This window comes from Streptomyces sp. YJ-C3 (assembly GCF_053891275.1).
In genome coordinates, this window is record NZ_CM132685.1 from 2487306 (window position 1) to 2511318 (window position 24013).

19 protein-coding genes and 2 pseudogenes are annotated in these 24013 nt (G+C 73.1%); 8 read left to right on the forward strand and 13 right to left on the reverse strand.

All coding sequences use genetic code 11. From position 1 onward, the window contains the following. Nucleotides 1-26 precede the first annotated feature (26 nt). Nucleotides 27-1007 (forward strand): GlxA family transcriptional regulator, encoded by a 981-nt coding sequence (locus ACVHNB_RS11025; protein ID WP_428951559.1) that lies wholly within the window; start codon nucleotides 27-29, stop codon nucleotides 1005-1007. A 12-nt stretch (nucleotides 1008-1019) separates the two neighbouring features. Here ACVHNB_RS11025 and ACVHNB_RS11030 read toward each other — a convergent pair whose 3' ends face one another. The 4 genes and pseudogenes from ACVHNB_RS11030 to ACVHNB_RS11045 form a co-directional block, all read right to left on the reverse strand. After that, complete coding sequence (locus tag ACVHNB_RS11030; protein WP_428951558.1) at nucleotides 1020-3065, reverse strand: NAD(+) synthase; 2046 nt, start codon at nucleotides 3063-3065, stop codon at nucleotides 1020-1022. 185 nt (nucleotides 3066-3250) lie between these two features. Further along, nucleotides 3251-6106, reverse strand: coding sequence for a glycoside hydrolase family 2 TIM barrel-domain containing protein (locus tag ACVHNB_RS11035; protein ID WP_456227938.1), 2856 nt, complete (start codon nucleotides 6104-6106; stop codon nucleotides 3251-3253). A 234-nt stretch (nucleotides 6107-6340) separates the two neighbouring features. After that, nucleotides 6341-6577 (reverse strand): annotated as a pseudogene (locus ACVHNB_RS11040) (transcriptional regulator); the annotation flags it as partial. A gap of 160 nt (nucleotides 6578-6737) precedes the next feature. Next, complete coding sequence (locus tag ACVHNB_RS11045; protein WP_428951556.1) at nucleotides 6738-7997, reverse strand: FAD-binding protein; 1260 nt, start codon at nucleotides 7995-7997, stop codon at nucleotides 6738-6740. 177 nt (nucleotides 7998-8174) lie between these two features. Between ACVHNB_RS11045 and ACVHNB_RS11050 the strand changes: the two genes are divergently transcribed. The 3 genes from ACVHNB_RS11050 (at nucleotide 8175) to ACVHNB_RS11060 (ending at nucleotide 11154) form a co-directional block, all read left to right on the forward strand. Continuing rightward, complete coding sequence (locus tag ACVHNB_RS11050) at nucleotides 8175-8960, forward strand: SAM-dependent methyltransferase (protein WP_428951555.1); 786 nt, start codon at nucleotides 8175-8177, stop codon at nucleotides 8958-8960. 61 nt (nucleotides 8961-9021) lie between these two features. Continuing rightward, the gene (locus ACVHNB_RS11055; protein ID WP_428951554.1) at nucleotides 9022-9717 is read left to right on the forward strand and encodes a pyridoxamine 5'-phosphate oxidase family protein; all 696 of its coding nucleotides are present in this window, start codon (nucleotides 9022-9024) and stop codon (nucleotides 9715-9717) included. A gap of 114 nt (nucleotides 9718-9831) precedes the next feature. Beyond that, nucleotides 9832-11154: a radical SAM protein gene (locus tag ACVHNB_RS11060; RefSeq protein ID WP_428951553.1), complete on the forward strand. Its 1323-nt coding sequence runs from the start codon at nucleotides 9832-9834 to the stop codon at nucleotides 11152-11154. 75 nt (nucleotides 11155-11229) lie between these two features. On the opposite strand, the gene ACVHNB_RS11065 is transcribed toward ACVHNB_RS11060, so the two are convergent. Continuing rightward, the gene (locus ACVHNB_RS11065) at nucleotides 11230-12264 is read right to left on the reverse strand and encodes an asparaginase (RefSeq protein WP_456227939.1); all 1035 of its coding nucleotides are present in this window, start codon (nucleotides 12262-12264) and stop codon (nucleotides 11230-11232) included. Nucleotides 12265-12411: 147 nt separating this feature from the next. Here ACVHNB_RS11065 and ACVHNB_RS11070 point away from each other — a divergent pair, with 147 nt between their 5' ends. The 4 genes from ACVHNB_RS11070 to ACVHNB_RS11085 all read left to right on the forward strand — a co-directional run bounded on the left by ACVHNB_RS11070 (nucleotide 12412) and on the right by ACVHNB_RS11085 (nucleotide 16336). Next, a complete protein-coding gene (locus ACVHNB_RS11070) occupies nucleotides 12412-12861 on the forward strand; it encodes an Lrp/AsnC family transcriptional regulator (RefSeq protein WP_428951551.1) in 450 nt (149 codons plus the stop codon). A gap of 291 nt (nucleotides 12862-13152) precedes the next feature. After that, a complete protein-coding gene (gene rsgA / locus ACVHNB_RS11075) occupies nucleotides 13153-14253 on the forward strand; it encodes a ribosome small subunit-dependent GTPase A (protein WP_428951550.1) in 1101 nt (366 codons plus the stop codon). Between the two features lie 167 nt (nucleotides 14254-14420). Beyond that, complete coding sequence (locus ACVHNB_RS11080; protein ID WP_456228864.1) at nucleotides 14421-15821, forward strand: bifunctional transcriptional activator/DNA repair enzyme AdaA; 1401 nt, start codon at nucleotides 14421-14423, stop codon at nucleotides 15819-15821. 23 nt (nucleotides 15822-15844) lie between these two features. Further along, on the forward strand, nucleotides 15845-16336 hold the full coding sequence (locus ACVHNB_RS11085; protein WP_428957499.1) for a methylated-DNA--[protein]-cysteine S-methyltransferase: 492 nt from the start codon (nucleotides 15845-15847) through the stop codon (nucleotides 16334-16336). Here the strand turns inward: ACVHNB_RS11085 and ACVHNB_RS11090 are convergent. The 8 genes and pseudogenes from ACVHNB_RS11090 to ACVHNB_RS11125 all read right to left on the reverse strand — a co-directional run. Beyond that, nucleotides 16333-16458: pseudogene (locus ACVHNB_RS11090) on the reverse strand (PPOX class F420-dependent oxidoreductase); the annotation flags it as partial. The gene ACVHNB_RS11085 and the pseudogene ACVHNB_RS11090 sit on opposite strands and share 4 nt — an antisense overlap. After that, a complete protein-coding gene (locus ACVHNB_RS11095) occupies nucleotides 16422-17084 on the reverse strand; it encodes a 4'-phosphopantetheinyl transferase family protein (protein WP_428951549.1) in 663 nt (220 codons plus the stop codon). The pseudogene ACVHNB_RS11090 and the gene ACVHNB_RS11095, both read right to left, overlap by 37 nt. 3 nt (nucleotides 17085-17087) lie before the next feature. Next, on the reverse strand, nucleotides 17088-17732 hold the full coding sequence (locus ACVHNB_RS11100; RefSeq protein ID WP_428951548.1) for a response regulator transcription factor: 645 nt from the start codon (nucleotides 17730-17732) through the stop codon (nucleotides 17088-17090). After that, a complete protein-coding gene (locus ACVHNB_RS11105; protein ID WP_456227940.1) occupies nucleotides 17723-18853 on the reverse strand; it encodes a sensor histidine kinase in 1131 nt (376 codons plus the stop codon). Before ACVHNB_RS11105 ends, ACVHNB_RS11100 begins: the two co-directional genes overlap by 10 nt. Before the next feature lie 26 nt (nucleotides 18854-18879). Then, complete coding sequence (locus ACVHNB_RS11110; RefSeq protein ID WP_428951546.1) at nucleotides 18880-19566, reverse strand: DedA family protein; 687 nt, start codon at nucleotides 19564-19566, stop codon at nucleotides 18880-18882. 171 nt (nucleotides 19567-19737) lie between these two features. Then, nucleotides 19738-22074 (reverse strand): glycosyl hydrolase family 95 catalytic domain-containing protein, encoded by a 2337-nt coding sequence (locus ACVHNB_RS11115; protein WP_456227941.1) that lies wholly within the window; start codon nucleotides 22072-22074, stop codon nucleotides 19738-19740. A gap of 231 nt (nucleotides 22075-22305) precedes the next feature. Next, nucleotides 22306-22788 carry a DUF456 domain-containing protein gene (locus ACVHNB_RS11120; protein ID WP_428951544.1) on the reverse strand — a complete coding sequence of 161 codons (483 nt, stop codon included), beginning with the start codon at nucleotides 22786-22788 and terminating at the stop codon, nucleotides 22306-22308. 59 nt (nucleotides 22789-22847) lie between these two features. Next, nucleotides 22848-23828 (reverse strand): helix-turn-helix transcriptional regulator, encoded by a 981-nt coding sequence (locus ACVHNB_RS11125; protein ID WP_428951543.1) that lies wholly within the window; start codon nucleotides 23826-23828, stop codon nucleotides 22848-22850. Nucleotides 23829-24013 lie beyond the last annotated feature (185 nt).

The following is a 24013-nucleotide window of genomic DNA, read 5'->3' on the forward strand; positions in this document are numbered from 1 at the left end:
TTGCCATGAAGCGATAGGATCGTGCCATGGGCTTTGAGGACTTCCCGGCCGGCCGGCCGCACCGCGTCGTCACGCTCGCGCTCGACGGCGTCTACCCCTTCGAGCTCGGCATCCCGAACCGGGTCTTCCCGCTGGTGCCGGGCGCGTACGAGGTGCTGACCTGCGCGGCGACGGACGAGCGCACGGTGACGACCGACGCCGACTTCACGATCACCGTCGAGCACGGGCCCGAGGCGCTCGAGAGCGCGGACACGGTGGTGGTGCCGCCGTTCGACCTGCGGTACCTCTCGCAGGAGCTGCCGGAGCCGGTGCGCGCGGCCCTCGGCCGGATCCGCCCGGGCACCCGCATCGTGTCCATCTGCACGGGCGCGTTCACGCTGGCCGCGGCGGGCCTGCTCGAAGGCCGCCCCGCGACGACGCACTGGGCGCTCGCGGACCTGTTCCGCCGCATGTTCCCGCACGTCGCCCTGGACCCCGAGGTGCTCTTCATCGACGACGGCGACGTGCTGACCTCGGCGGGCGCCGCGTCCGGCGTCGACGTGTGCCTGCACCTGGTGCGCTCCGACCACGGCAGCGCCGTCGCCAACCGGGTCGCCCGGCACTGTGTCGTACCGCCCTGGCGCGACGGCGGCCAAGCCCAGTACATCGAGCAGCCGGTGCCCGAGGAGGGCGACACCGGCACCGCCGCCACCCGTGCCTGGGCCCTGGAGCGCCTCGACCGGCCGCTCGCCCTGCGGGAGCTGGCCGGTCACGCCCGGATGAGCCCGCGGACGTTCGCCCGGCGCTTCCAGGAGGAGACCGGCACGAGCCCGGGCCGCTGGCTGATCCAGCAGCGCGTGCACCGGGCCCGCCAGCTCCTGGAGACCACCGATCTGCCGGTCGACCGGATCGCGGCCGAGGTCGGATTCGCCACGGGCACCTCGCTGCGCCAGCATCTGCAGGCGGCGATCGGGGTGTCGCCGCGGTCCTACCGGCGCACGTTCCGCAGCCTCAGCCCGAGCGGCTGAGGCCCCGGCGGGTCACACGCCGTCCGGCCACTCCCAGCGCTCCAGGTCCCGCAGCCAGGCCCGCGCACTGCCGTCGGACGGCGCCCGCCAGTCGCCGCGCGGCGAGAGCGAACCACCGGCCGAGACTTTCGGGCCGTTCGGCATCGCGGACCGCTTGAACTGCGCGAACCCGAAGAAGCGACGGCAGAAGTACTCCAGCCAGTGCCGGATCTCCGCCAGGTCGTAGGCGCCGCGGTCGGCCTCCGGGAAGCCGGGCGGCCACGCCCCGGCGTCCTGCTCCCGCCAGGCGTGCCACGCCAGGAACGCGATCTTCGAGGGCCGCAGTCCGTACCGCAGCACGTAGTAGAGCGTGAAGTCGTGCAGCGCGTACGGGCCGATCTTCGACTCGGTCGACTGCAGCTCCTCGCCCGGCACCAGCTCGGGGCTGATCTCCGTGTCGAGGATCGCGGCGAGCGTCTCACCGGTCTCGTCGCCGAACTGGCCGCTGCTGATGACCCAACGGATCAGGTGCTGGATGAGCGTCTTCGGCACACCCGAGTTCACGTTGTAGTGGCTCATCTGGTCGCCGACGCCGTACGTGCACCAGCCGAGCGCCAGCTCGGACAGGTCACCGGTGCCGAGCACGATGCCGCCGCGCTGGTTGGCGAGCCGGAAGAGGTAGTCGGTGCGCAGCCCCGCCTGCACGTTCTCGAAGGTGACGTCGTACACCGGCTCGCCGGACGAGAACGGGTGGCCCATCTCCTTCAGCATCAGCCGCGCGGTGTCCGTGATGTCCAGCTCGGCCGCGGTGACGCCGAGCGACTTCATCAGCGCGTGGGCGTTGTTCTTCGTGTGCTCGCCGGTCGCGAAGCCCGGCATCGTGAACGCCAGGATGTCGCTGCGCGGACGGCCCGCCCGGTCCATGGCCCGGGCCGCGACGATCAGCGCGTGCGTCGAGTCGAGACCGCCGGACACCCCGATGACGACCTTCGGGCCGCCGATCGCCCCGAGCCGCTGCACCAGGCCCGCGACCTGGATGTTGTACGCCTCGTAGCAGTCCTGGGCGAGCCGCTCCGCATCGGCGGGCACGAACGGGAACCGCTCGACACGGCGGCGCAGCCCCAGATCGGAGCCGGTCGGCGGGTCGAGCCGGAACGCCACCGTGCGGAAGTCGCCGGTGCGCGCGGCGTGGGTGCGCCGGTTCTCGTCGAAGGTGCCCATCCGCTGCCGCTCCTGGCGCAGCAGGTCCAGATCGACGTCGGCCACCGCGTACCGGTCGTCGAGCGGGAAGCGCTCGGTCTCCGCCAGCAGCGTCCCGTTCTCGTAGATCATGGTCTGCCCGTCCCAGGACAGATCGGTCGTCGACTCACCGAGCCCGGCCGCCGCGTAGACGTACGCGGCCAGGTAGCGCGAGGACGCCGAGCGGCACAGCAGCTTGCGGTCCTCGGCGCGGGCGACGGTGATCGGGCTGCCCGACAGGTTCAGCAGCACGGTCGCGCCCGCGAGGGCAGCCTCGGCGCTCGGCGGCACCGGCACCCACATGTCCTCGCAGATCTCCGCGTGCAGCACGAGCCCGGGCACGTCCTCGGCGGCGAACAGCAGATCCACGCCGAACGGCACGTCCGCGCCGCCGACCCGGATCGTGCCGCCGCGCTCGTCGTCACCGGGGGTGAGCTGCCGGCGCTCGTAGAACTCCCGGTAGTTCGGCAGGTACGACTTGGGGGCGACGCCGAGGACCCGGCCGCGGTGCACGACGACCGCGCAGTTGTAGATCCTGCTCCGGTGCCGCAGCGGGGCGCCCACCACCAGCACCGGCAGTAGGTCCGCCGAACCGGCGACGACCGTGGCGAGCGCGTCCTCGACCTCGTCGAGCAGCGCGTCCTGCAGCACGAGGTCCTCGATGGAGTACCCGCACAGCCCGAGCTCGGGAAAGACGGCGACGCCGACCCCTTCCTCGGCACAGCGGCGCCCCTGGCGCAGGATGGCCTCGGCGTTGGCGGGCGGGTCCGCGATGGCGGCGTGGCCGGTGCAGGCGGCGACCCGCGCGAAACCCTGGGCATAGATCGACCGGAAGTTCACCCGCCCATCATGTCAACCGCCCCGGAGCGGTGCGCGCCGGGACCCGGGTGGTCGGGGCGGCCCCGTTTCGGCGCGGCCCCGACACAGCTGAACCTCTTCCTGTCTCGGGCCCTGACGGACGCGATCGGCCAAGGGGCCGACCACACCGACTGCATGACGACGGCGCCCTGCCGGTGCCCCGGCCCTCAGCCGAGCACGCGGAACGTGAACGTGAACTCCGCCGGGGCCGCCGTCAGGCGGTACCGCGGGAGGACGCCCGGGCCGCAGGACTGGGAGCCGATGCCCTGGTGGGCGTGGTCGAGGTTCAGCCAGAGAGCGCCGCCGGTGTCCTCGGTGTCCTCGGTGCGCAGGTCGCCCACGTGGTCGGCCGCGTCGAGCTGCTCCGAGGTCCAACGTCGCGCGGAGAACGAGAAGCGCGGCTCGCCGTCGATCCGCAGGCCCGCGATCTCGGCCCAGCGGACGTCGGCCCGCGCCCCGTTCTCCTGCGGTCGCAGGTACGGCGTCTGCAGCGCGTCCACGGTCGATTCCCACAGGCCGACCCGCGCCGCCGCCCGGGTGTCGGGGTACGCCTCGCCGGGGCCGCCGCCGAACCAGCGGACCCGGTCGCCGGCCACGCCCGGAAGGCCGAGGCGGACACCGAGCCGGGGGAGCGGGACCCGCCAGTCGCCCTCGGGGGCGACCGACACGGTCAGGCGCAGCCGCCGGGCGTCGGCGGTCCAGCGGTAGACCGTGCGCAGTCCGATGTCCCGCCCCGCCGGGGCCACCCGGGTGCGCACGGTCAGCGCGTCGTCGCCCGGCTCCACCGCGTCCAGCCGGTGCCGCATCCGGTGCAGCCCCAGCTGCCGCCACAGCAGCCCGAGCCGCTCACCGCTCTGCCAGCTCGCGCCGTTGTCGTTGTCGGTCGGCGCCCGCCACACATCCAGCCGGGGGGCGACCACCTCGACGCCGCCGAGCGTGCGCAGCGCGCCCGTCCGCGCGTCGAACGCGGCCGGGCCGAGCGTGATCAGCCCGGGTCCGACGGCGGGCCGTGCCCCGAGCGGTACCGGACGAGAGGGAGCCGGCGCAACGCCCGCCTGCCCCCACGCCACTTCGTGCTCGTCCGCGTCGAGCGCCCGCACCGTCCACTGCGCCTCCCGGCCGCTCCCGTCGGCGGGCGCGTCGGGCAGCTTCACCTCGGCGCGTTCGCCCGGCGCGAGCGGGGGCACGGCGAGCGCACCCGACCCGGCCCGCTCGCCCTCGACCTCGTACGCCCACGAGAAGGACAGGCCGGACAGATCACGGAAGTCGTAGCGGTTGGTGATCCGCACCGTGCCCGCCGGGGCGTCGATGTCGATACGGACCGGCTCGATCACCTTCTTGAACTCGACCAGGCCCGGCGACGGCGTGCGGTCGGGAAAGAGGAGCCCGTCGCAGACGAAGTTGCCGTCGTGCAGCTCCTCGCCGAAGTCGCCGCCGTACGCGTACCCGTACCGGGCGTCGCTGATCCCGTGGTCGATCCACTCCCACACGAAGGCGCCCTGGAGCCGGTCGTACGTCTCGAACAGCCGCTGGTAGTCGGCGAGTCCGCCCGGACCGTTGCCCATCGCGTGCGCGTACTCGCACTGGATGAAGGGCAGGGCGCGCCGCCGGTCCGGGCCGCCGTCCAGGCCCCGGCCGATCCGCTCGACCTCGGCGTGGTCCGCGTACATCCGTGCGTACACGTCCGTGTCACGGCAGTTGATGTCGCCCTCGTAGTGGACGAGCCGCTCGGGGTCGCGGCCGCGGATCCACTCGGCCATCGCGGTCAGGCCGCGGCCGGTGCCCGCCTCGTTGCCGAGCGACCACAGTACGACCGACGGATGGTTCTTGTCGCGCTCCACCATGCGCGCCGCGCGGTCCAGCAGCGCGGGCGTCCAGCGGTCGTCGTCGACGGGGTTGTCACGCCAGCCCTGTTCGACGAATCCGTGCGTCTCCAGGTCGCACTCGTCGATCACCCACAGTCCGTACTCGTCGCACAGGTCCAGGAAGGCGGGGTGCGGCGGGTAGTGGGAGGTGCGGACGGCGTTGATGTGGTGCCGCTTCATCAACTCGACGTCGCGGCGCATGGTCTGCGCGTCGAGGGCGCGGCCGCGCTCGGGGTGCCACTCGTGCCGGTTGACCCCCTTGAAGAGGACCGGCGTGCCGTTGACCTTGATCAGGCCGTCCGACAGCGCCACCGTGCGGAACCCGATGCGCAGCGGTACGCGCTCGCCGCCGGTGTCCAGCGTGCCCGCGTACAGGCGCGGTGTCTCCGCCGTCCACGGCTCCACCGCGACCGTCACCGCTTCGCCGGTCGGAACGTCAACTCCCAGCTCGGGTACGGTGATCCGGCCGTCGACGTCGCTGTCCACGCGCAGGGTGCCCGTGCCGGCCGTGTGGTCGTACGAGGAGTGCACGAAGAAGTCGAGAGCGCACCCGGCGGGGCGGTGCAGCAGCGTCACGTCGCGGAAGATGCCCGGCAGCCACCACTGGTCCTGGTCCTCCAGGTACGAGCCCGCCGACCACTGGTGGACACGGACCGCGAGCACGTTGCCCGTCGGCTTCAGCAGGTGCCCGACCGCGAACTCGTGCGGCAGCCGACTGCCCTTGAACTCGCCGAGGTCCGTGCCGTTCAGCCACACCCGCGCACAGGACTCCACGCCGTCGAAGCGCAGGGTGGCCGTGCCGTCGGCGGGCCACCGCGCCGGCAGGTCGAACGTGCGCAGATGGTCGCCGGTCGGGTTCTCGGTCGGTGCGTGCGGCGGGTCGACGGGAAAGGGGTAGAGGTGGTTGGTGTAGATCGGCGAGCCGAAGGCGCCGTCGCCCTGCAGCACCCAGTGTCCCGGCACCGACACCTCGGCCCAGCCGTCGGGGTCGTACCCCTCGGCGGCGAAGGACGCGTCGTGCGCGTCGGCGGTCGGCGCCAGGCGGAAGCGCCAACTCCCGTTCAGGGAAAGGGTCGTGGCGGACGACTCGGGGTACCAGGCGCGCGGCGGCAGCGCGCCGCTCCCGGGCAGGACATCGTCGACGTACGAGAAGGACATGAGTCTCCTGGTGACAGTGACGGGAGAGGCGGGAGAGACGAGAACGAGGGGGATAGAGGGCAGGGCGGGGATCACACGGAGGTGCGATGCGCTCTCCGGGAATGTCCTCCAGGGCGAACGTGGCCGTGCCCAGGCTCGCCGGGTCGGTGGGGACCGGCGTCAGCACGATCCGCGCCGCGGCGGACGGACCCGCCAGGGAGTGCCGGGCGGCGGCCCGGCGGATCTCGGTCACCCCGCGTCCATCGCGACGAGGCCGCGCGGCCGCCCGCCCGCCGGGTCCTGGAAGCCGACCTCGGTCAGGATCCCCATGTCGAGCGGTTCCCCGACGAGCGTGGCGACCGTCGCCGCGCTCGGCCCGGTCAGGGCGGCCGGCTCCCGGCAGGAGAAGGCGGGCCGGGCGGGGCGGGCGAGGCAGTGCCGCGGCATCTCGTACCGGTTCGGGGTCCTTATGTCACGAGACGTGCGCTTCATTGGCAGCTGCCCCTTTCGACGGTCTCGCCGCGTCAGGCTAGGGCGGCCCCGGAGCCTTCTTCAAGGGGGTGGCGGACGTGGCGGCGAAAGTCCAACCGCAGACGCGAAAGTCCTGGCAGCGCGTCCAAGAAGAGGTACGAAAGTCCTCGTCCCGAAGGGCTCAGCGAGGCAGCAGCGCCCGGACGAACGCGTTGCCGAACCTGCCCTCCGGGTCGAGGCGCCGCACGAGCGCCGCGAAGTCGGCCAGGTGCGGATAGCGGGCGGCGACCCGCTCCGGTGCGGCGGTGAACACCTTCCCCCAGTGCGGGCGGGGCTCCAGGTCGCGCAGCCGGTCCTCGACGAGCGACACCACGGGCAGCACCCGGGCGGTGTCCGCCACCCACGTGAAGTGGAAGGCGACCGTGTCCCGGCCGTACGCGGGGCTCAGCCACTGCGTGTCGGCCGCGACGGTCCGCACCTCGCACACCTGGAGCACCGGGGCGATCCGCTCGCGCACCGCGTCCAGCGCGCGCAGCGCGGCCACGGCGTGCTCGCGCGGCAGCAGATACTCCGACTGGAGCTCGTCCCCGCTGCTGGGCGTGAACTCGGCCCGGAAGTGCGGCAGTCGCTCGTGCCACGGCCCGGGCACGCCGAACTGCTCCGTGCAGTGGACGGGGGACATGCCGGGCACCGGGTGCTGCGCCTCGACGGCGGGCGCGGCCCACGGGAAGTCGACGGGCTCGGGGTGCCGCTGCTTCTGCCACACCTGGTCGAAGTACGGCCCGCGCCACTTGGTGAAGAGGCTGACGCTGTACGCGGACGAGGTGACCGCCGTGAAGTCCAGCTCCTGGAAGGGGAGTTCGCCGTAGACGTGCTGGCGCACCTCGTATCCCGGCTCCACGTCGAGGGTGAGCGAGAGCACGACCCCGAGAGCCCCGAGCGAGACCACGGCCCCCGCGAAGCCGTCGTCCCCGCGGGAGAGCGTCACGACGTCCCCGCCCGCGGTCAGGATCTCCACGGAGCGCACGGACTCCGCCAGGGACGCGTTGCGGTCGCCGGAGCCGTGCGTACCGGTCGCGACCGACCCGGCCACCGAAATGTGCGGCAGGGACGCCATGTTGGGCAGTGCGAGCCCGTGCGCGTGCAGCGCGGCGGCCAGCTCCGCGTACCGCACCCCGCCCCCGACCCGCACCGTGCGCGCGTCCCTGTCGACGTCGATGCCGCCCGGCAGCCCGGCGAGCGACACGAGGGCGCCGTCCCGGTCCGCGTCCACGTCGGCGATGCGGTTGAACGAGTGGCCGCTGCCGAGCACACGTATGTGCGCGCTGCCGGCGACGAGGGTGCGCAACTCCTCGACGGACGCCGGGCGGCGCACCTCGGCGGCGGAGAAAGCGATGTTGCGGGCCCAGTTGGTGGGGGCGGTGGGGCGGGCGTCCGGCACGGGGCTGCCTCTCTTCCAGGTCTGCTTCCCGCCGATTGGATCACGCCCGGGGCGGCGCCCGGCACCCTGCGCGACGCAAGGGCCGATGACATAATCGCCGGGTCCTTACGGCCTCTTCCGGGTGCTGAAGCGATCCCGGTGCACCGGTCGCCGATCACGTACACGCGGGAGTCAGGCATGACGGCACAGTCCCCCCAAGGCCGTATCGACACGAGCAGGCCGCATCCCGCCCGCGTCTACGACTGGCTGCTGGGGGGCAAGGACAACTACCCGGTGGACCAGGCAGTGGCCGAGAAGCTGCCACCGGAGTCGCGCCACAGCGCCAGGCGCAACCGCGCCTTCATGCAGCGTGCCGCCGCCTGGCTCGCGGGCAACGGCATCGACCAGTACCTCGACATCGGCACCGGCATCCCGACCCGGCCCAACCTGCACCAGATCGTGCAGGAGAGCGTGCCGTCGGCACGGATCGTGTACGCCGACAACGACCCCATCGTGCTCAGACACGCGGAAGCGCTGCTGACCAGCACCCCGGAGGGGGCCACGGACTACATCGAGGCCGATGTCCGGCAGCCGGGCGCCATCCTCGACCACGCCCGCACGTTCCTGGACTTCTCCCGTCCCGTCGCCCTGTCGATGATCGCGCTGATGCACTTCATCACCGACGACGAGGACCCTTACGGCCTGGCGCGCACGCTCGTCGACGCGCTGCCCTCGGGCAGCTACTTCGTGTTCTCCCACGGCACCACCGACGAACACCCGCACCTCGCGCAGTCGGTGACGCGTACCTACCGCAAGGGCGAGATACCGCTGCGGATGCGCACCCGCGCGGAGGTCGAGCCGTTCTTCGAGGGCCTGGAACTGGTGGAGCCCGGGCTGGTGACGGCGACTGATTGGTACCGGGCGCAGCCCGCGCCCGCCGAGGAGCTGAGCGGCTTCTACGTCGGCGTCGCCCGCGTTCCGTAGAGCGGCGGCCGGCGACCACCGGTGGACGGCGCATGATCACGCCGGAGTACTGTTCCGGCGCATGACGCACACCCCACCGCCGGACGCGGAGCTGCCGCGCACCCTCACCCCCGACGACCGGACGCGCCTGCGCCGCATGAAGGAGAACGCGAGCTTCGAGCGCTCCGACCTCGAGGCGATCCTCGACGCGGGCTTCGTCTGCCATCTGGGCGTGGTCGTCGACGGCACCCCCATGGTCGTCCCCACCGTCTACGGACGCGACGGAGGACAGCTCTACGTACACGGGTCGGTGGCCAGCCGCAGCCTGGCCGCTGACCCGAACGCGACGATATGCGTCACCGTCACCCACGTCGACGGCCTCGTCCTCGCCCGCTCCGTCTTCGAGCACGGGGTGAACTACCGCTGCGCGATGATCTACGGCGTGCCGCGCCGCCTCACCGACGACGACGAGAAGACCGAGGCGCTGCGCGTCCTCACCCACCACTCCGCGCCCGGCCAGTGGGACTACGCCCGCCGCCCGAACCGCAAGGAACTCGCGGCCACGACCGTCCTCGCCCTCTCCCTGGAACAGGCCTCGGTCAAGATCAGCGCGGGTCCGCCGGACGACGGCCGCTCACCGGACGCCGAGCTCGGCCGCTGGGCCGGCACCCTGCCGCTGACGTCCCGCTGGGGCGCCCCCACCGCGGACCCGCTGCTCGCCCACGGCATCACCGCGCCCGCCCATGTCGTGGCCCGAGCGGGGACCCGGCAGGGGTGACCGACAAGCGGGGGCATACCGTGAGGTGTCGAACTGTGACCTTCGCAGGACCGCCGTGGCAGCACGTCGCACAAGCAAGTCGTAGAAGCAAGCCGTAGAAGCAAGGAGAACGGGATGCAGAGCCGTACGGCACTCGTCGAGGACCTGATGGAGCGCTTCCCGCACGTTCCCAAGGAAGCGGTCTTCAAGGAGGACCTGCTCCGTGGCGGGGTGGCCTTCGACCCTTCGGCGCTCAGCGACAACGAGGACGGCGAGGTCAAGCCGAAGTCGTACTTCATCTTCTCGTTCGACCACGGCACGCTGCCCGAGCTCGGCGAGGCCGCGCTGCGCCGCCCGCCCGAGGAGATCGTCCTCACCGGCGGCCCCTACGACCTGCGCCGCACCGTCGTCTCGGTCCGCGTGAACCCGTCGTCCCCGTACCGCGTGGCGGCCTCCGAGGACGGCATGCTCGGCCTCTACCTCGACGGCAAGCGGATCTCCGACGTCGGCGTGCCCCCGATGCCGGAGTACTACCGGCACAAGCTCTCCAACGGGAAGTCCGTGATGGAGGTCGCCCCGACGATCCAGTGGGGCTACCTGATCTATCTGACCGCCTTCCGCGTCTGCCAGTACTTCGGCGCCAAGGAGGAGTGCCAGTACTGCGACATCAACCACAACTGGCGCCAGCACAAGGCGGCCGGCCGGCCGTACACGGGCGTGAAGGACGTCGACGAGGTCCTCGAGGCGCTGGAGATCATCAACAAGTACGACACCGCGAAGGCGTCGACCGCGTACACCCTCACCGGCGGCGCGATCACGTCGAAGGTCCAGGGGCTGGACGAGGCGGACTTCTACGGGCGGTACGCCAAGGCCATCGAGGAGTACTTCCCGGGGCGGTGGATCGGCAAGGTCGTCGCGCAGGCGCTGCCCAAGGACGACGTCCAGCGCTTCAAGGACTACGGCGTGCAGATCTACCACCCCAACTACGAGGTGTGGGACGAGTACCTGTTCAAGATGTACTGCCCGGGCAAGGAGCGGTACGTCGGCCGGGACGAGTGGCACAAGCGCATCCTCGACTCGCGTGACGTGTTCGGCGCGCGCAACGTGATCCCGAACTTCGTGGCGGGCGTCGAGATGGCCGAGCCGTTCGGCTTCAAGACCGTCGACGAGGCGATCGCCTCCACCACCGAGGGTCTGCGGTTCTTCATGTCGAACGGCATCACGCCGCGCTTCACGACCTGGTGCCCGGAGCCGACGACGCCGCTCGGCAAGGAGAACCCGAACGGCGCGCCGCTGGAGTACCACATCCGGCTGCTCGACGCGTACCGCTCGACGATGGACGAGTTCGGTCTGTCGTCGCCGCCCGGCTACGGCCCGTCCGGCGCGGGCCGCGCGGTCTTCTCGGTCAGCTCCTTCATGGACAGCCTCGCGCCGAACGAGGAGGCCGTCGAGGTCTGAGCCCCGGACGCGCTCGTGACGGGAGGGGGCACGCGGTGCGTGCCCCCTCCCGTTCGCGTTCTCCCGGAGCCGCGGTTACGCGGCGGCCTGATCGTCGGCCGACACGTGGGGGAGGGGCGCGGCGATCAGCCGGCGCAGCAGGTCCGTGCGGGTGGCGGGTGCGGCGTCGGTGAGGAGCGCGGCCAGGACGGCGATCCGGGTCTGGCCCGCGCGCAGCGTGCCGGAGAGCACGGCGCCCGCGGCGACCAGGTCGACGGCGCCCCCGCCGGTGTAGATCTCCGCGAGCGGCCCGGCCGGGACCCGGGTGCTGACGGCGACCAGGATGCCGCGGCGCACGGCGGCGGCGACGGCGTCGACGAACTCGGGCGTCGCGTTGCCCGCGCCGGTGGCGACGAGCACGATGCCCTGCGCGCCCGCGGCGAGAGCGGCCTCGAAGAGCGCGGGGTCGGCATCGCTGTGGTGCATGACGATGTCGACGCGCGGTATGCGCGCGCCCTCGGCGGGCACCGGCAGCGGGGCCGGGCGCTGCGGGACGCTGCGGATGTCGACGCGGCCGAAGCCGAGCCGGCCGAGCGGCTCGGCCGACGGGTCGGCGAACGCGTTCGCCGCGAGGGTCTGTGTCTTCACGGTGCCGCGCGCCGCGTGCACCGTCCCGTCGAACACGACCAGCACGCCCAGGTCCCTCACCGAAGCGGCGACCTGAAGCGCGTCGTACATGTTGCCCGGCCCGTCGCCGTCGGTGGCGCCGAGCGGCTTCTGCGCGCCCGTGAACACCACCGGGCGCGGGTCGTCGTGGTGCAGGTCGAGCAGGAACGCGGACTCCTCCAGGGCGTCCGTGCCGTGCGTGACGACGATGCCGTCGACCTCCGGGTCCGCGAGGACCTCGCGCACGGTGCGCAGCAGGGTCAGCTGCCGCTCGCTGGTCATCCGCGAGCTGTTCACGTTGAACAGGTCGACGACCTCGACCGCCACCCCGTCCGGCACGGCGGCGCTGGCCAGGACGGTGTCCCCGCCGGCGTCGGCGGCGTAACCGGTGCCCTGCCAGCGGCTGGCGATGGTGCCGCCGGTGCTGATGAGGGTGATGCGCTTGGGCGTGCGGATGCGTTCCATGGGGGCTGCCTCGCGAAGGGGGACGGGTGCGGCGCCTGCGCGGGGGCGCATGCACGTTCGATCTTCAGCAAGGATAATTCGGAAAGTGCGCAATCGGATTGCGAATCCTGGCCGATGATCGCGCGATGTATAGCGCACAATTGCGTCATGGACCGGATCGACTTGAATATCTTGCGCGAGCTCCAGAGCGATGGCCGTCTCAGCAACCAGGAGCTGGCCCAGCGGGTGGGCCTGAGCCCGTCGCCCTGTATGCGCCGGGTCCGCCAGCTGGAGAAGGACGGCGTGATCCAGGGATACCGCGCGGTGGTGGACCCGGAGGCCGTCGGCCGCGGCTTCGAGGTCCTCGTCTCCATCGAGGTGCGCCGCGACCGCGCGTCCGTCGAGGCCTTCGAGCGCGCCCTCCAGGACATCCCGGACGTCGTCGAGGCCTACCGCCTCTTCGGCAGCCCCGGCTGCCTGCTGCGCATCGCGGTCGCCGACCTGGCGGCCTACGAGCGGCTGTGGATCGAGCGGCTCACCACGCTCGACGGCGTGACCGAGGTGAACTCGCAGATCATCATGAAGCGCGTGAAGGAGCCGCGGGGTCTGCCGGTGTGACGCGTCGCAGAGCCGCCGCGTGCCGTCCGGGGCCCGGGCGGCGGACCCGGTCGTGGGCGAGCGCCGTCGAAAAAAGGTGGCGCGCCGTCCGCGCCCGGGGCTACGGTCCTTCTCGTCGGCCGGGCGATCCACCGCCCGGGGCGACCGACCGTGATCTGAGAGCTGGGAGGTGTTGACCGATGACTGTGGCCGTGAGGGGCGCTGCCCGCATCCGGAAGTTCATCAAGTCCACCTCTGTGGCCACCGGCTGAGCCGATCCGTCGCCGGGGCCACCCTTCGAAGGGTCACCCCTTGTCCCACAGCTCCAGCTCCGACCACTCCGTCCTCGCCCCCTACGGCTGGGACCCCCACTGGGCCGACGCGTTCGCCCCGTTCGCCGACCGCGGCCTCGTGCCCGGCCGGGTGCTGCGCGTCGACCGCGGGCAGTGCGACCTCGTCACGCCCGAGGGGATCGTGCGCGCCGACACCGAGTTCGTCGTGCCGCGCGACCCCATGAAGGTCATCTGCACCGGCGACTGGGCCGCCGTCGACCCGGACGGCGCCGACCCCCGCTACGTCCAGGCGTACCTGCCGCGCCGCACCGCCTTCGTCCGCTCCACGTCCTCCAAGCGGTCCGAGGGGCAGATCCTCGCCGCGAACGTGGACCACGCGATCATCGCGATGTCCCTGGCCGCCGAGCTCGACCTCGGCCGGGTCGAACGGTTCCTCGCGCTCGCCTGGGAGTCCGGGGCCCAGCCGCTGGTCGTGCTCACCAAGGCGGACCTCGTACCCGAGCCCGCCACGCTGGCGCACCTGGTCTCCGACGTGGAGACCAGCGCGCCCGGCGTCCAGGTGCTGCCCGTCAGCGCCCACGACGGCGACGGCACCGACGTCCTGCGGGCCGTCGTCGCCGGCGGCACGTCCGTGCTGCTCGGTCAGTCCGGCGCGGGCAAGTCGACCCTCGCCAACGCGCTGCTCGGCACCGACGCCATGGAGGTGCAGGCCGTCCGCGACATCGACGGCAAGGGGCGGCACACCACGACCACCCGCAACCTGTTCGCCCTGCCCGGCGGCGGTGTCCTCATCGACACCCCGGGGCTGCGTGGTGTCGGCCTCTACGACGCGGAGGCCGGGGTCGGTCAGGTCTTCGCGGAGATCCAGGAACGGGCGCGGGACTGCCGGTTCCAGGACTGCGCGCACACCGTGGAGCCCGGCTGTGCGGTGCTCGCCGCGCTCGCCGACGGGACGTTGCACCAGCGGCGTCTCGACAGCTACCGCAAGCTGTTGCGGGAGAACCAGCGGCTCGCCGCCCGGACGGACGCCAGGGTGCGGGACGAGATGCGGAAGGTCTGGAAGCAGCGCGGGGCTCAGGGGCGTGCAGCGATGCAGGCCAAACGGGGGCGCCTCATGTAGCGGCATTGCGGGTTCTCGGCGGGTGCGGGGTGCTTCGTGGCCGGTCGCGCAGTTCCCCGCGCCCCTGAGATGCGCACCGCGTGCGGCATTTCCCTGATCAGGGCCAGAAACGCCGCGTCCGAAATCCGCCAGCCGCCGGTGCGGCCCCGGCGCACACTGGAAGCGTGATGATCGACGAGGACACGCGCTACGAAGCCGTGCGCAGCCGGGACGCCCGGTTCGACGGGGAGTTCTTCTTCGCCGTCGAGACCACCGGCATCTACTGCCGCCCGAGCTGCCCCGCGGTCACCCCGAAGCGGCGGAACGTGCGGTACTACGCCTCGGCCGCCGCCGCGCAGAGCTCCGGGTTCCGGGCCTGCCGGCGGTGCCGGCCGGACGCCGTGCCGGGGTCCGCCGCGTGGAACGTGCGGGCCGATGTCGTGGGCCGCGCGATGCGGCTCATCGGGGACGGCATCGTCGACCGGGAGGGCGTCGGCGGGCTCGCCGTACGGCTCGGGTACAGCGCGCGGCAGGTCCAGCGCCAGCTCACCGCCGAGGTGGGCGCCGGTCCCGTCGCGCTCGCCCGCGCCCAGCGCGCCCACACCGCGCGGGTGCTGCTGCAGACGACGCCGCTGCCGGTCACGGAGATCGCGTTCGCGGCCGGGTTCGCGAGTGTGCGGCAGTTCAACGACACGATCCGCGAGGTGTACGCCCGCACGCCCACCCAGCTGCGCGCCGACGCGCCGGGCCGGGCCGAGCAGCGGCGCGCCGTCGCCGCCACCGCCGGGATCCCGCTGCGGCTGGCCCACCGCGGCGCCTACCGGGCCGGACCCGTCTTCGACCTGCTCGGCAGCGAACTCCTGCCCGGCGTCGAGGAGTCGACCGGTGAGCGCGGCTCGCGCATGTTCCGGCGCACGCTGCGGCTCCCGTACGGCACCGGCCTCGTCTCCGTCGACGAGGCCGGGCACGAGCAGCCCGGCGCGCAGGCCGAGCACCGCGGCGGCTGGCTGGACGCCCGGATCCACCTGACCGACCTGCGGGACCTGACCACGGCCGTGGGCCGGCTGCGCCGCCTGTTCGACCTGGACAGCGACCCCTACGCGATCGACGAGCGGCTCGGCGCCGACCCGCGGCTCGCCCCGCTGGTCGCCGCCCGGCCGGGCCTGCGCTCGCCCGGCGCCGCCGACCCCGAGGAACTGGCGGTGCGCCTTCTCGTCGGGCCCGAGGAGTCCGCCCGGCTCGTCGAGCGCTACGGGAAACGGCTCGACGCCCCCTGCGGCGGGCTCGACCGGCTCTTCCCCGCGCCGGACGCCCTGGCCGGCGAGCCGGGCACGCTCGGCGCCCTCGCCCGCGCCCTCACCGACGGCACCCTGCGACTCGACCCCGGCGCCGACCGCGACGACGCCGAGGAGGCGCTGCGGGCACTGCCCGGGATGGACGCGCGCACCGCGGCCCTGATTCGGCTGCGCGCCCTCGGTGACCCGGACGTGGCGGTGCCCGGCGACGGCGTCGCCGCCGACATCTGGCGGCCCTGGCGGTCGTACGCCCGTCAACACCTCATCGTAGAAGGACAGTTGAGCCAGTCGTGAGCATCGAGACCCAGGACAAGAACATGTACTACACCACGTTCGACAGCCCCCTCGGCGAGCTGCTCCTCACCGCCGACGACGCCGGCGCCCTCACGTCCCTGTCCGTGCCCGGGCAGAAGGGCGGGCGGACGGTCCAGGACGGATGGGTGCGCGATCCGGCGCGGTTCGGCGAGGCCGTCCGGCAGCTCGGCGCCTACTTCGCCGGCGAACTCAAGGAGTTCGACCTGGAGTTGAGCCCCGAGGGCACGGAGTTCCGGCGGCGCGTGTGGGACGCGCTCGACGACGTGCCGTACGGCGCCACCACCACGTACGGGGCCGTCGCGGCCCGGATCGGCGCCTCGCGTGCCGCCGTGCGGGCCGTCGGCGGCGCGGTCGGCGCCAACCCGCTGCTCATCGTGCGCCCCTGCCACCGGGTGATCGGCGCGGACGGTTCCCTCACCGGGTACGCCGGCGGCCTGGACCGCAAGGTACGGCTGCTGACCCTGGAGGGCTCGCTCCAGGAGGACGGGTCCTAGAACTCCTCCAGGCCCCAGCTGTGGATCCGCTGCGGATGGATACGGATCAGCTCCTCACTGAAGTGGGAGCCCACGTCGTGTGGACCTAGGCCTGCGGCCCCAGGGCGATCGCCGCCGCGTACCCCTCCGGCACCGCCACATCCCGCACCGACCAGCCGTCCGGCGCGCCGGGGGAGCCGGGCAGGGTGCCGACGTAGTCGAGATCGGTGGGGCGGGCCAGGCCGGTGCCGAGTCCCTTGAGGTAGGCCTCCTTGCGGACCCAGGCGCGGGCCAGGGCCAGGCGGCGCTCCGACGGGTCGGCGACCGCGGCCAGTTCGGCCCGCTCCCGAGGGTGCAGCACCGCCGCCAGCTCCTCGGCGGCCGACTGCCCCGGGAGCTCCTCCACGTCCGCGCCGACCGGCGCGGGGGCGAGCGCCACCAGCGCCAGATCGCCGCTGTGGGAGAGGGAGAAGTGCACGTCCGGCGCATCCGCGAGAGCAGGACGGCCGTGCGCCTCGCCGCATTCGGGGCAGGGCCGGCGCACGAAACGCAGCGTGCCGGGCGCGCGGCCCAGCCGGTCGCCGAGGATCCCGCGCAGCGCCAGGTGCGCGGCGACGTACCGCGTCCGGTGCCGGTCGAAGGCGAAGGCGGCGGCGCGCCGCAGCTCCTCCGCGTCGAGGACGCCCGCCCCGTCACCGGTCCCGCCGTCGGTGCGGACCAGCCACAGGCCGACCGTCCCGGACGCGGGCAACTCCCTCACGTGTTCCATGAGTCACGCCTCCAGGTAGCGCAGGACCGCGAGGATGCGGCGGTTGTGGGCGGCCGTGCGCGGCAGATCCAGTTTGTCGAAGACCGTGTTGAGGTGCTTCTCCACCGCGCTGAGGGAGAGGTGGAGGCGCCCGGCGATCCCGGTGTTCGTGTGGCCCTGCGCGAGCACCTCCAGGACGTCGCGCTCCCGTGGCGTGAGCCGGGCCAGGGGGTCCGCGCGGAGGGAGCGTCCCACCAACTGCCGTACGACCTCGGGATCGATGACCGTGCTGCCCGCCCGGACCCGCTCCAGTGCGTCCAGGAACTCGTCGACCTGCGCCACCCGGTCCTTGAGCAGATAGCCGATGCCCTCGGCGCCGCCCGCGAGCAGCTGCGTGGCGTACCGGCGCTCCACGTGCTGCGACAGCACCAGCACCGCTGTCGACGGGCGCCGCCCGCGGATCTCCAGGGCCGCGCGCAGCCCCTCGTCGGTGTGCGTCGGGGGCATGCGGATGTCCACGACCACGACGTCCGGCGCGTGCTCGTCGACGGCGTCGGGCAGCGCCCGGGCGTCGCCGAACGCGGCGACGACCTCGTGCCCCTCCTCGACGAGCAGCCGCACCAGGCCTTCCCGCAGCAGGGTCGAGTCCTCGGCGATGATCACGCGCACGGCAGCTCCGCGGTGACGACGGTGGGTCCCCCGAGGGGGCTGGTGACGTGCAGCGTGCCGTCGAGTGCCTCGACGCGGCCGCGCAGCCCGGCGAGGCCGGTCCCGGCGCCCGCGGACACGGCGCCGCCGCGCCCGTCGTCCCGCACGGACACGGTCAACACGCCTTCTTCGAGAGTGAGTCGAGCGGCTATCTCGCCGGCCCGCGCATGCTTGGCGGCGTTCGTCACGGCCTCGGACACGACGAAGTAGGCGGCGGCCCGGACCGGGCCGGGCAGCGGTTTTGGCACGTCGTAGGCGAGGCGCAGCGGCACCGGGCTGCGCTCGGCCACCCCGCCGAGCGCCTCGCGCAGCCCCAGCCCGTCCAGCGCCGACGGGTACACCCGCCAGGCCACCTCGCGCAGTTCGGTGAGGACGGCCCCGGACTCCTCGTGCGCCTGCCGCAGCAGCGCCGCGGCCTGCTCGGGGGTGCGGCCCGGGCGGCGGGCGCGGCCCAGCAGCATCGCGAGTGCCACCAGCCGCTGCTGGAGGCCGTCGTGCAGATCGCGCTCGATGCGGCGGCGCTCCGCGTCGACGGCGTGCACGATCGCGGCGCGTCCCGCGGCGAGCTCGTCGATCCGCCGCTCCAGCAGCTCCCGCTCGGAGGGGCCGAAGCAGTCGCGGGCCAGGCGGGCGTCGAGGGCGTACAGGGAGAGCAGGCCCTGGACGCCGAGGAAGAGGAGGACACCGCCGAGCGCGGCCTGCCCGAGGAGTTCCAGCGGGCCCACGCCGCCCCGGACCAGGGCGGCGACGAGGACGCCGGCGAGCACCGCGCCGAGCGCGAGCAGGCCGAGGACGACCGCCGTCAGCAGGCCCGCGCAGGTGTGCGCGGCGAGGAAGCGCAGGACCTTGTCGTCCCGCGGCGCGTAGCGCGCGGGGAAGCGGTCGCCGAAGAAGGCGGCGCGGCGGTGCCGGTCGAGCGCGGTCAGGCGGCGGGCTCCGCCGGTCAGCGCCTGCCGGGCCCACGAGCGGGTGCGCGGCACCAGGAGCGGGGGCCCGAGCGCGGTCCCCGCGACGGCCAGATAGCCGAGCCCCGCGGCCGCGGTGGCGCACCCGAGGAGTACTCCGACCGCCGTGCGTCCCACCCTTCTCGCCCCCACGGCAGCCGAGCCTACCGGCCCTGGTCCACCGTCGGCCGACGGTCACCGTCGCGGTGCCGGCCGCGGCCCCGCAGACGTACCGCCAGGTACGCGGCCAGCGCGACGACCACCGCGGCCAGGACGACCTTGGAGATCACGCCGACGTACGTCTCCACCAGATCCCACCGGTCGCCCAGCCAGTAACCGGCGAGCACCAGAACGGAGTTCCAGATCAGCGAGCCGAGTGCGGTCAGCGAGAGGAACAGCGGAAGGCGCATCCGCTCCACTCCCGCCGGGATCGAGATGAGGCTGCGGAAGACCGGGACCATCCGGCCGAGCAGGACCGCCTTCGTGCCGTGGCGCTGGAACCAGGCCTCCGTGCGCTCCAGGTCGGAGACCTTCACCAGCGGGAGACGGGCCCACAGCGCGTACATCCGGTCGCGGCCGATGACCCGGCCGATCCAGTAGAGAGCGGCGGCGCCCACCACGGAGCCGAGCGTCGTCCAGAACAGCGCCGAGACGAGACTGATCGCGCCCTGGCCCGCCGCGAAACCGGTCAGCGGCAGGATGACCTCGCTGGGCAGCGGCGGGAACAGGTTCTCCAGGGCGATCGCGAGACCGGCGCCGGGGCCGCCGAGGACGTCGACGAGATGCGCGGCCCAGCCCGCGACGCCGCCGGTCGGCTCCGCGGAGGCGGCGGCCGGGGTCATGAGGTCCATGCGAGGTCTCCAGGCGGGGGCGATCGGCACGTCCGAGGCGGCTGCCCCGAACCCCACCCAGGCTAGAAACCGCAGCTCAGCACCGTTACGAGGGTAACCGTTCGGCAAAGTGCGGGTCCCCGCGCCGGCGCCCCCGCGGAAAACCGCAGGGCAGCGGGACGCGGTCGGCCGCTACCCGGGCAGTCCCCAGCGCGGCGCCTGCGCGTTCGCCGGCACCGGGGCGATCCGCAGATCCGGCCGGTCGCCCTCGGCCGTGACCAGCGCGGACTCGCCCTTGCGGAGCCCGATCCGGATCGCGCCGTCGCCCGCGTCCTCGTAGGAGAGCCGCCGGCCGCGCCCGTCCCGCACCTCGATCGCGCCCGCGATGCCATGACGAACGACACACGGCGCACCCGCCTCGCTGACCAGACGCACCCAGCGCGTGACGCCCTTCTCCCGGACGGCGCTCAGTAGGAAGGCACCCTGCGTGCGGAAGTCGTGCACGGCGAGATCGGCCCAGGCGGCGGGCAGCGCCGGGAAGACGCGGACGACACCGCCCCACGACTGGCAGACCATGTCGTGCAGCGACTGCGCCGCCGACAGCGGTGTCTCGATGACCGGGCCCGACTCCTTGTACATGGTGTTGGCCTGGATGAAGCGGCTCATCAGCTCGCCCAGGTACTTCAGGGCGTCCTCGCCCTTGCCGAGCAGCGCCGACATCGAGGCCGCGCCCGTGAACGTGTAGCCCTGCAGCGCCCCTTCGAAGCCGACCCAGTGGGCCAGGGACTTCTCGATCAGCGCGCGTTCGTCGGCGGTGCGGCCGGTGACCTCGTACAGCGGGTAGACGGCGAGCATGTGCGAGTAGTGGCGGTGGGACTTCGCGAACGGGATGTCCGCGCCGATCATGAAGCCGTTGGAGTCGGTGGGGTACGCGGCCCGCTTGGCGAGCACCTCGCGCCAGCGCGGCGCCGACGCGTCGTCGATGCCGAGCAGTTCCGCCGAGGCGAGGAGCGTGCGGCAGCCCCAGGTGAGCAGCATCAGGTCGTAGTTGCAGTCGCGGGTGTTGCCGCCGTACTCGGGCGAGAACGTCGCGGGCAGGTGCAGCCTGCCGTCGGCGCCCGGCTCCAGGAAGTGCAGGTAGTAGGCGACCGCCTTGCGCAGCAGCGGGTACAGGGTGTCGCGCAGGATCGACTCGTCCATGGTGTGGCGGTAGCTCAGCCACACGTTGTGCAGCGCCCAGGTCAGGTTGCCGACCTCGGGCGTAGGGGTGTCCTGGCCGGGGACGCCGACGCCGTAGCCCTGGGCGCTGCTGGTGGCGCCGCCGTTGACGAGGCGGATGTCGGTGGTGCGCGGGATGCCCAGCGAGTCGGCCCGGTAGGGCGGTGCCATCTCGGCGGTGAGGTTGTCCCGGAACTCGCCGAGGGCCCGCGTCACGGCGTCGAGTTCGAGGTGGTTCGAGCCGTGGATCAGCCAGTACTCCAGCTGCACGTTGAGGTTCCACCAGGTCGCGGGCCACGGGGTGGGCTCCAGCCAGGGGCCGCTCGTCGCCATGACGGGGGCGTCGCGGCGGGCGGCCGAGGCGGTCTTGTAGAGCTGGATCCAGTAGAAGCGCTGGATCCGGGCGTCCGGCACCGACAGGAAGCTCTTGCCGTAGTACGCGTGCCACCAGGCGCGGTGCGGGACGGCGAGGGCGTCGTACGGCAGCTCCGACACCAGACGGACCGTGGCCGTCGCCTTGTCGCGGGCCGTGCGCCTCGGGAACGAGTGCGCGACGTCGACGTACAGGGTGCGGGTCCTCCCGCGGGTGCGCTCGCGCCATGCGGTGACGTGCTCGCCGCCGGACAGCAGCGACTGCACGGACGCGGACACGCCGCCGTCGTACGCGCCGACCTCGGCGGGCGGGTTGCCCTCGTACCCGGCCGGGATCGGCTGGAACGCGGCGCGGGGGCTCGTGGCGTCCGCCGGGTGGAACACCCAGGAGAAGCCGCGCTCGCCCTCGCTCGGGGTCACCTCGACGACGAGCACGGACCGGGCGTTGTTGACCTGCGCGCGCAGCGTCAGGGTGCCCTTGTCGGTGGTGAGGGTGCCGGTCAGCTCGGCGTCGCGCAGCCGCAGCCGCCAGTCGAGACCGGTGATCGTGCCGACGGGCTCCAGGGTGAAGTGGCCGATGGGCAGCCGCGCGAGCCCGAAGAGCGAGCCGAACTCGGGGCGGTGGTCCTGCACCTCGGAGTGCTGGACGTTGAAGCGGACCGCGTTCCTGCCGGGCTCCTGGTAGATGCCGGAGCCGAGGAGGCCGTTGCCCAGGTACGGGCCCTCGTACCAGGTCGTCGGCATCTTCCGCCAGACGAGATCGGCGTCGTCGAGCACGTCGCGCCAGGCGTCGGAGCCCGCCCGCACGGCACCGTCCGCGGGGGCGGCCGGGACCGCGGGCGTGGTCGCGGACGCCGGTGCGGGCAGGGAGCCCACGAGCGCCGCGCCGCCCAGCGCGGATCCGGTGGCGAGCACGGTTCGTCTGGACGGGGTCGGCATGGCGTCGCCTCCTGGCGGCTCACTGACTCACACTGACTTACGCTGACTCACACGATTCATCGGAGCTATCCCGCGCTGAAAGCTAGAGATGCGGCACCAGTGCGTCAAGAGAGAAGAAGAGATCCGATGGATCTGCTGGATCTGCCGGGGCTGCCGGACCTTCTAGGGCTGCCGGACCTTCTGGGGCTGCCGGACCTTCTGGGGCTGCCGGAGCTGCCGGAGCTGGCGGAGTCAGCCCCAGATCACGGCTCCCACCCAGGCCCCCACGATCAGCAGGCACGCGAACAGCTCGGCCAGGACGCTGGAGCCCCCCGCCCGCATGGCCGTCCGGGTGGAGGCGGCGGCGTCCCCGTGGCCGCCGAGGCGCAGCCGTTCCGATACGTAGATGCCGCCGACGAAACCGGGGATCGCACCGATCACCGGGAGCACGCAGAACCCGACGAGCGCGCCGACGCCCGCCCACACCGCCAGCCCGCGCGTCGCCCCCGCCTGCCGCAGCCTGCGCGGCGGCAACTGCCAGCGCAGCACCTGGGCGGCGAGCAGCACGACGGTGGCGCCGACCAGGACACCCCAGGCCAGGCCGTTCGGATCGCGCAGCGCCCAGACGGCGACCGCGGCCCACACGAGCCACGACCCCGGTACGCCCGGCACCAGTACTCCGCACAGCCCGAGCGCCATCACGGCCCCGACCAGCAGGAGTTCCCACGCTCCCATGGGCCAAGGGTCCCCCAGACGCGGCGAACGCGCAGATCAACCGGTGCCGAAGGGGGACGTCAGCGGGCCACCCAGCCCCGCTCGTAGGCATGCCACCCGAGCTGCAGCCGCGTCGTCACCCCGGCCAGCTCCATCAGCCGCTTCACCCGCCGCTGCACCGTCCGCAGCCCCAGATCCAGCTGCTTCGCCACGCTCACATCGGTCAGCCCGGCCAGCAGCAGGGACAGGATCTCCAGGTCGATGCCGTCGGGCCCGGCGGCATCGACCTCCTCCACCCGCCCGCTCTCCCCGAGCCGCAGCGGCAGCGCCTGCCGCCACACCGCCTCGAACAGCCCGGAGAGTGATTCGAGCAGCCCGCTGGCGCGCACCACGAGCGCCGCCGGCTCCGAGGCGTGCGAGGTCAGCGGCACCAGGGCGCACGAACCGTCGGCGATCACCAGCTTCGTCGGCACCCGGTCCATGACGCGGACCTGCTCGTCGCGCCCGATCGCCGCGGACAGCTCGGTCAGCCCGGTCGGCAGCGAGAGGACCTCCCGCTCGATGACGACGCGGTAGTCCACGCCCCGGCTCACGGCCTGCGGCTCCGCCTCGTTCTCCATCCCGCTCACGGCGATCGGACTGCCGGTGACCAGGGCGCACACCTCCGTGGCCGCGCCCAGCTGGATCTGCAGGAAGCGCTGCGAGACGGCGGCCGCCCCGGTCACCACCTCGACCAGGTCGTGCACCGCGGGCTCGGCGGCCTGCGCCCGGTACTCCTCGGCGAGCAGCGCCGCGGCCAGCTCCGCCTTCTCCAGCTCGTGCCGGCGCTGGGTGAGCAGCGCGCCGAGCGCGACGCCCGGCGGGGCGGCCACCCAGCGGCCGGGCCGCGCCGAGGACTGGGCGGCGAGACCGTGCCGCTCCAGACGGCGCAGGGTGCGCTCGGTGTCGTACTCGGCGAGTGTCAGCCGCCGGGCCAGATCGGACACATCGGCCGCCCCCACCGACACCAGCGCGCGGTACGCCGACTCGTGTATCCCGTCCAGACCTATCGCACCCAGCATGCGGCGATGCCCTCCCACCCAGTCCTACACAGCCCGTTCCGACACCCCCGTGGCGGGAACCGGCCACGGCACAAACCCGCCGCGCCCATCTTCCCTGCACCGGCCATCACTCTGCCAATGTGGCGCCACCGCAGCACCAACACCCGCCGGGAATATGCCCTTTGGGCCGTATTCACCTGCGCTTT

What these genes read in the sequence shown, in the direction of transcription:
- ACVHNB_RS11025 (WP_428951559.1), top strand. Translation starts at nt 27, where the DNA reads ATGGGCTTTGAGGACTTCCCGGCCGGCCGGCCGCACCGCGTCGTCACG.
- ACVHNB_RS11035 (WP_456227938.1), bottom strand. Translation starts at nt 6,106, where the DNA reads ATGTCCTTCTCGTACGTCGACGATGTCCTGCCCGGGAGCGGCGCGCTG.
- ACVHNB_RS11050 (WP_428951555.1), top strand. Translation starts at nt 8,175, where the DNA reads ATGACGGCACAGTCCCCCCAAGGCCGTATCGACACGAGCAGGCCGCAT.
- ACVHNB_RS11055 (WP_428951554.1), top strand. Translation starts at nt 9,022, where the DNA reads ATGACGCACACCCCACCGCCGGACGCGGAGCTGCCGCGCACCCTCACC.
- ACVHNB_RS11060 (WP_428951553.1), top strand. Translation starts at nt 9,832, where the DNA reads ATGCAGAGCCGTACGGCACTCGTCGAGGACCTGATGGAGCGCTTCCCG.
- ACVHNB_RS11065 (WP_456227939.1), bottom strand. Translation starts at nt 12,264, where the DNA reads ATGGAACGCATCCGCACGCCCAAGCGCATCACCCTCATCAGCACCGGC.
- ACVHNB_RS11070 (WP_428951551.1), top strand. Translation starts at nt 12,412, where the DNA reads ATGGACCGGATCGACTTGAATATCTTGCGCGAGCTCCAGAGCGATGGC.
- ACVHNB_RS11080 (WP_456228864.1), top strand. Translation starts at nt 14,421, where the DNA reads ATGATCGACGAGGACACGCGCTACGAAGCCGTGCGCAGCCGGGACGCC.
- ACVHNB_RS11085 (WP_428957499.1), top strand. Translation starts at nt 15,845, where the DNA reads ATGTACTACACCACGTTCGACAGCCCCCTCGGCGAGCTGCTCCTCACC.
- ACVHNB_RS11095 (WP_428951549.1), bottom strand. Translation starts at nt 17,084, where the DNA reads ATGGAACACGTGAGGGAGTTGCCCGCGTCCGGGACGGTCGGCCTGTGG.
- ACVHNB_RS11110 (WP_428951546.1), bottom strand. Translation starts at nt 19,566, where the DNA reads ATGGACCTCATGACCCCGGCCGCCGCCTCCGCGGAGCCGACCGGCGGC.
- ACVHNB_RS11115 (WP_456227941.1), bottom strand. Translation starts at nt 22,074, where the DNA reads ATGCCGACCCCGTCCAGACGAACCGTGCTCGCCACCGGATCCGCGCTG.
- ACVHNB_RS11120 (WP_428951544.1), bottom strand. Translation starts at nt 22,788, where the DNA reads ATGGGAGCGTGGGAACTCCTGCTGGTCGGGGCCGTGATGGCGCTCGGG.
- ACVHNB_RS11125 (WP_428951543.1), bottom strand. Translation starts at nt 23,828, where the DNA reads ATGCTGGGTGCGATAGGTCTGGACGGGATACACGAGTCGGCGTACCGC.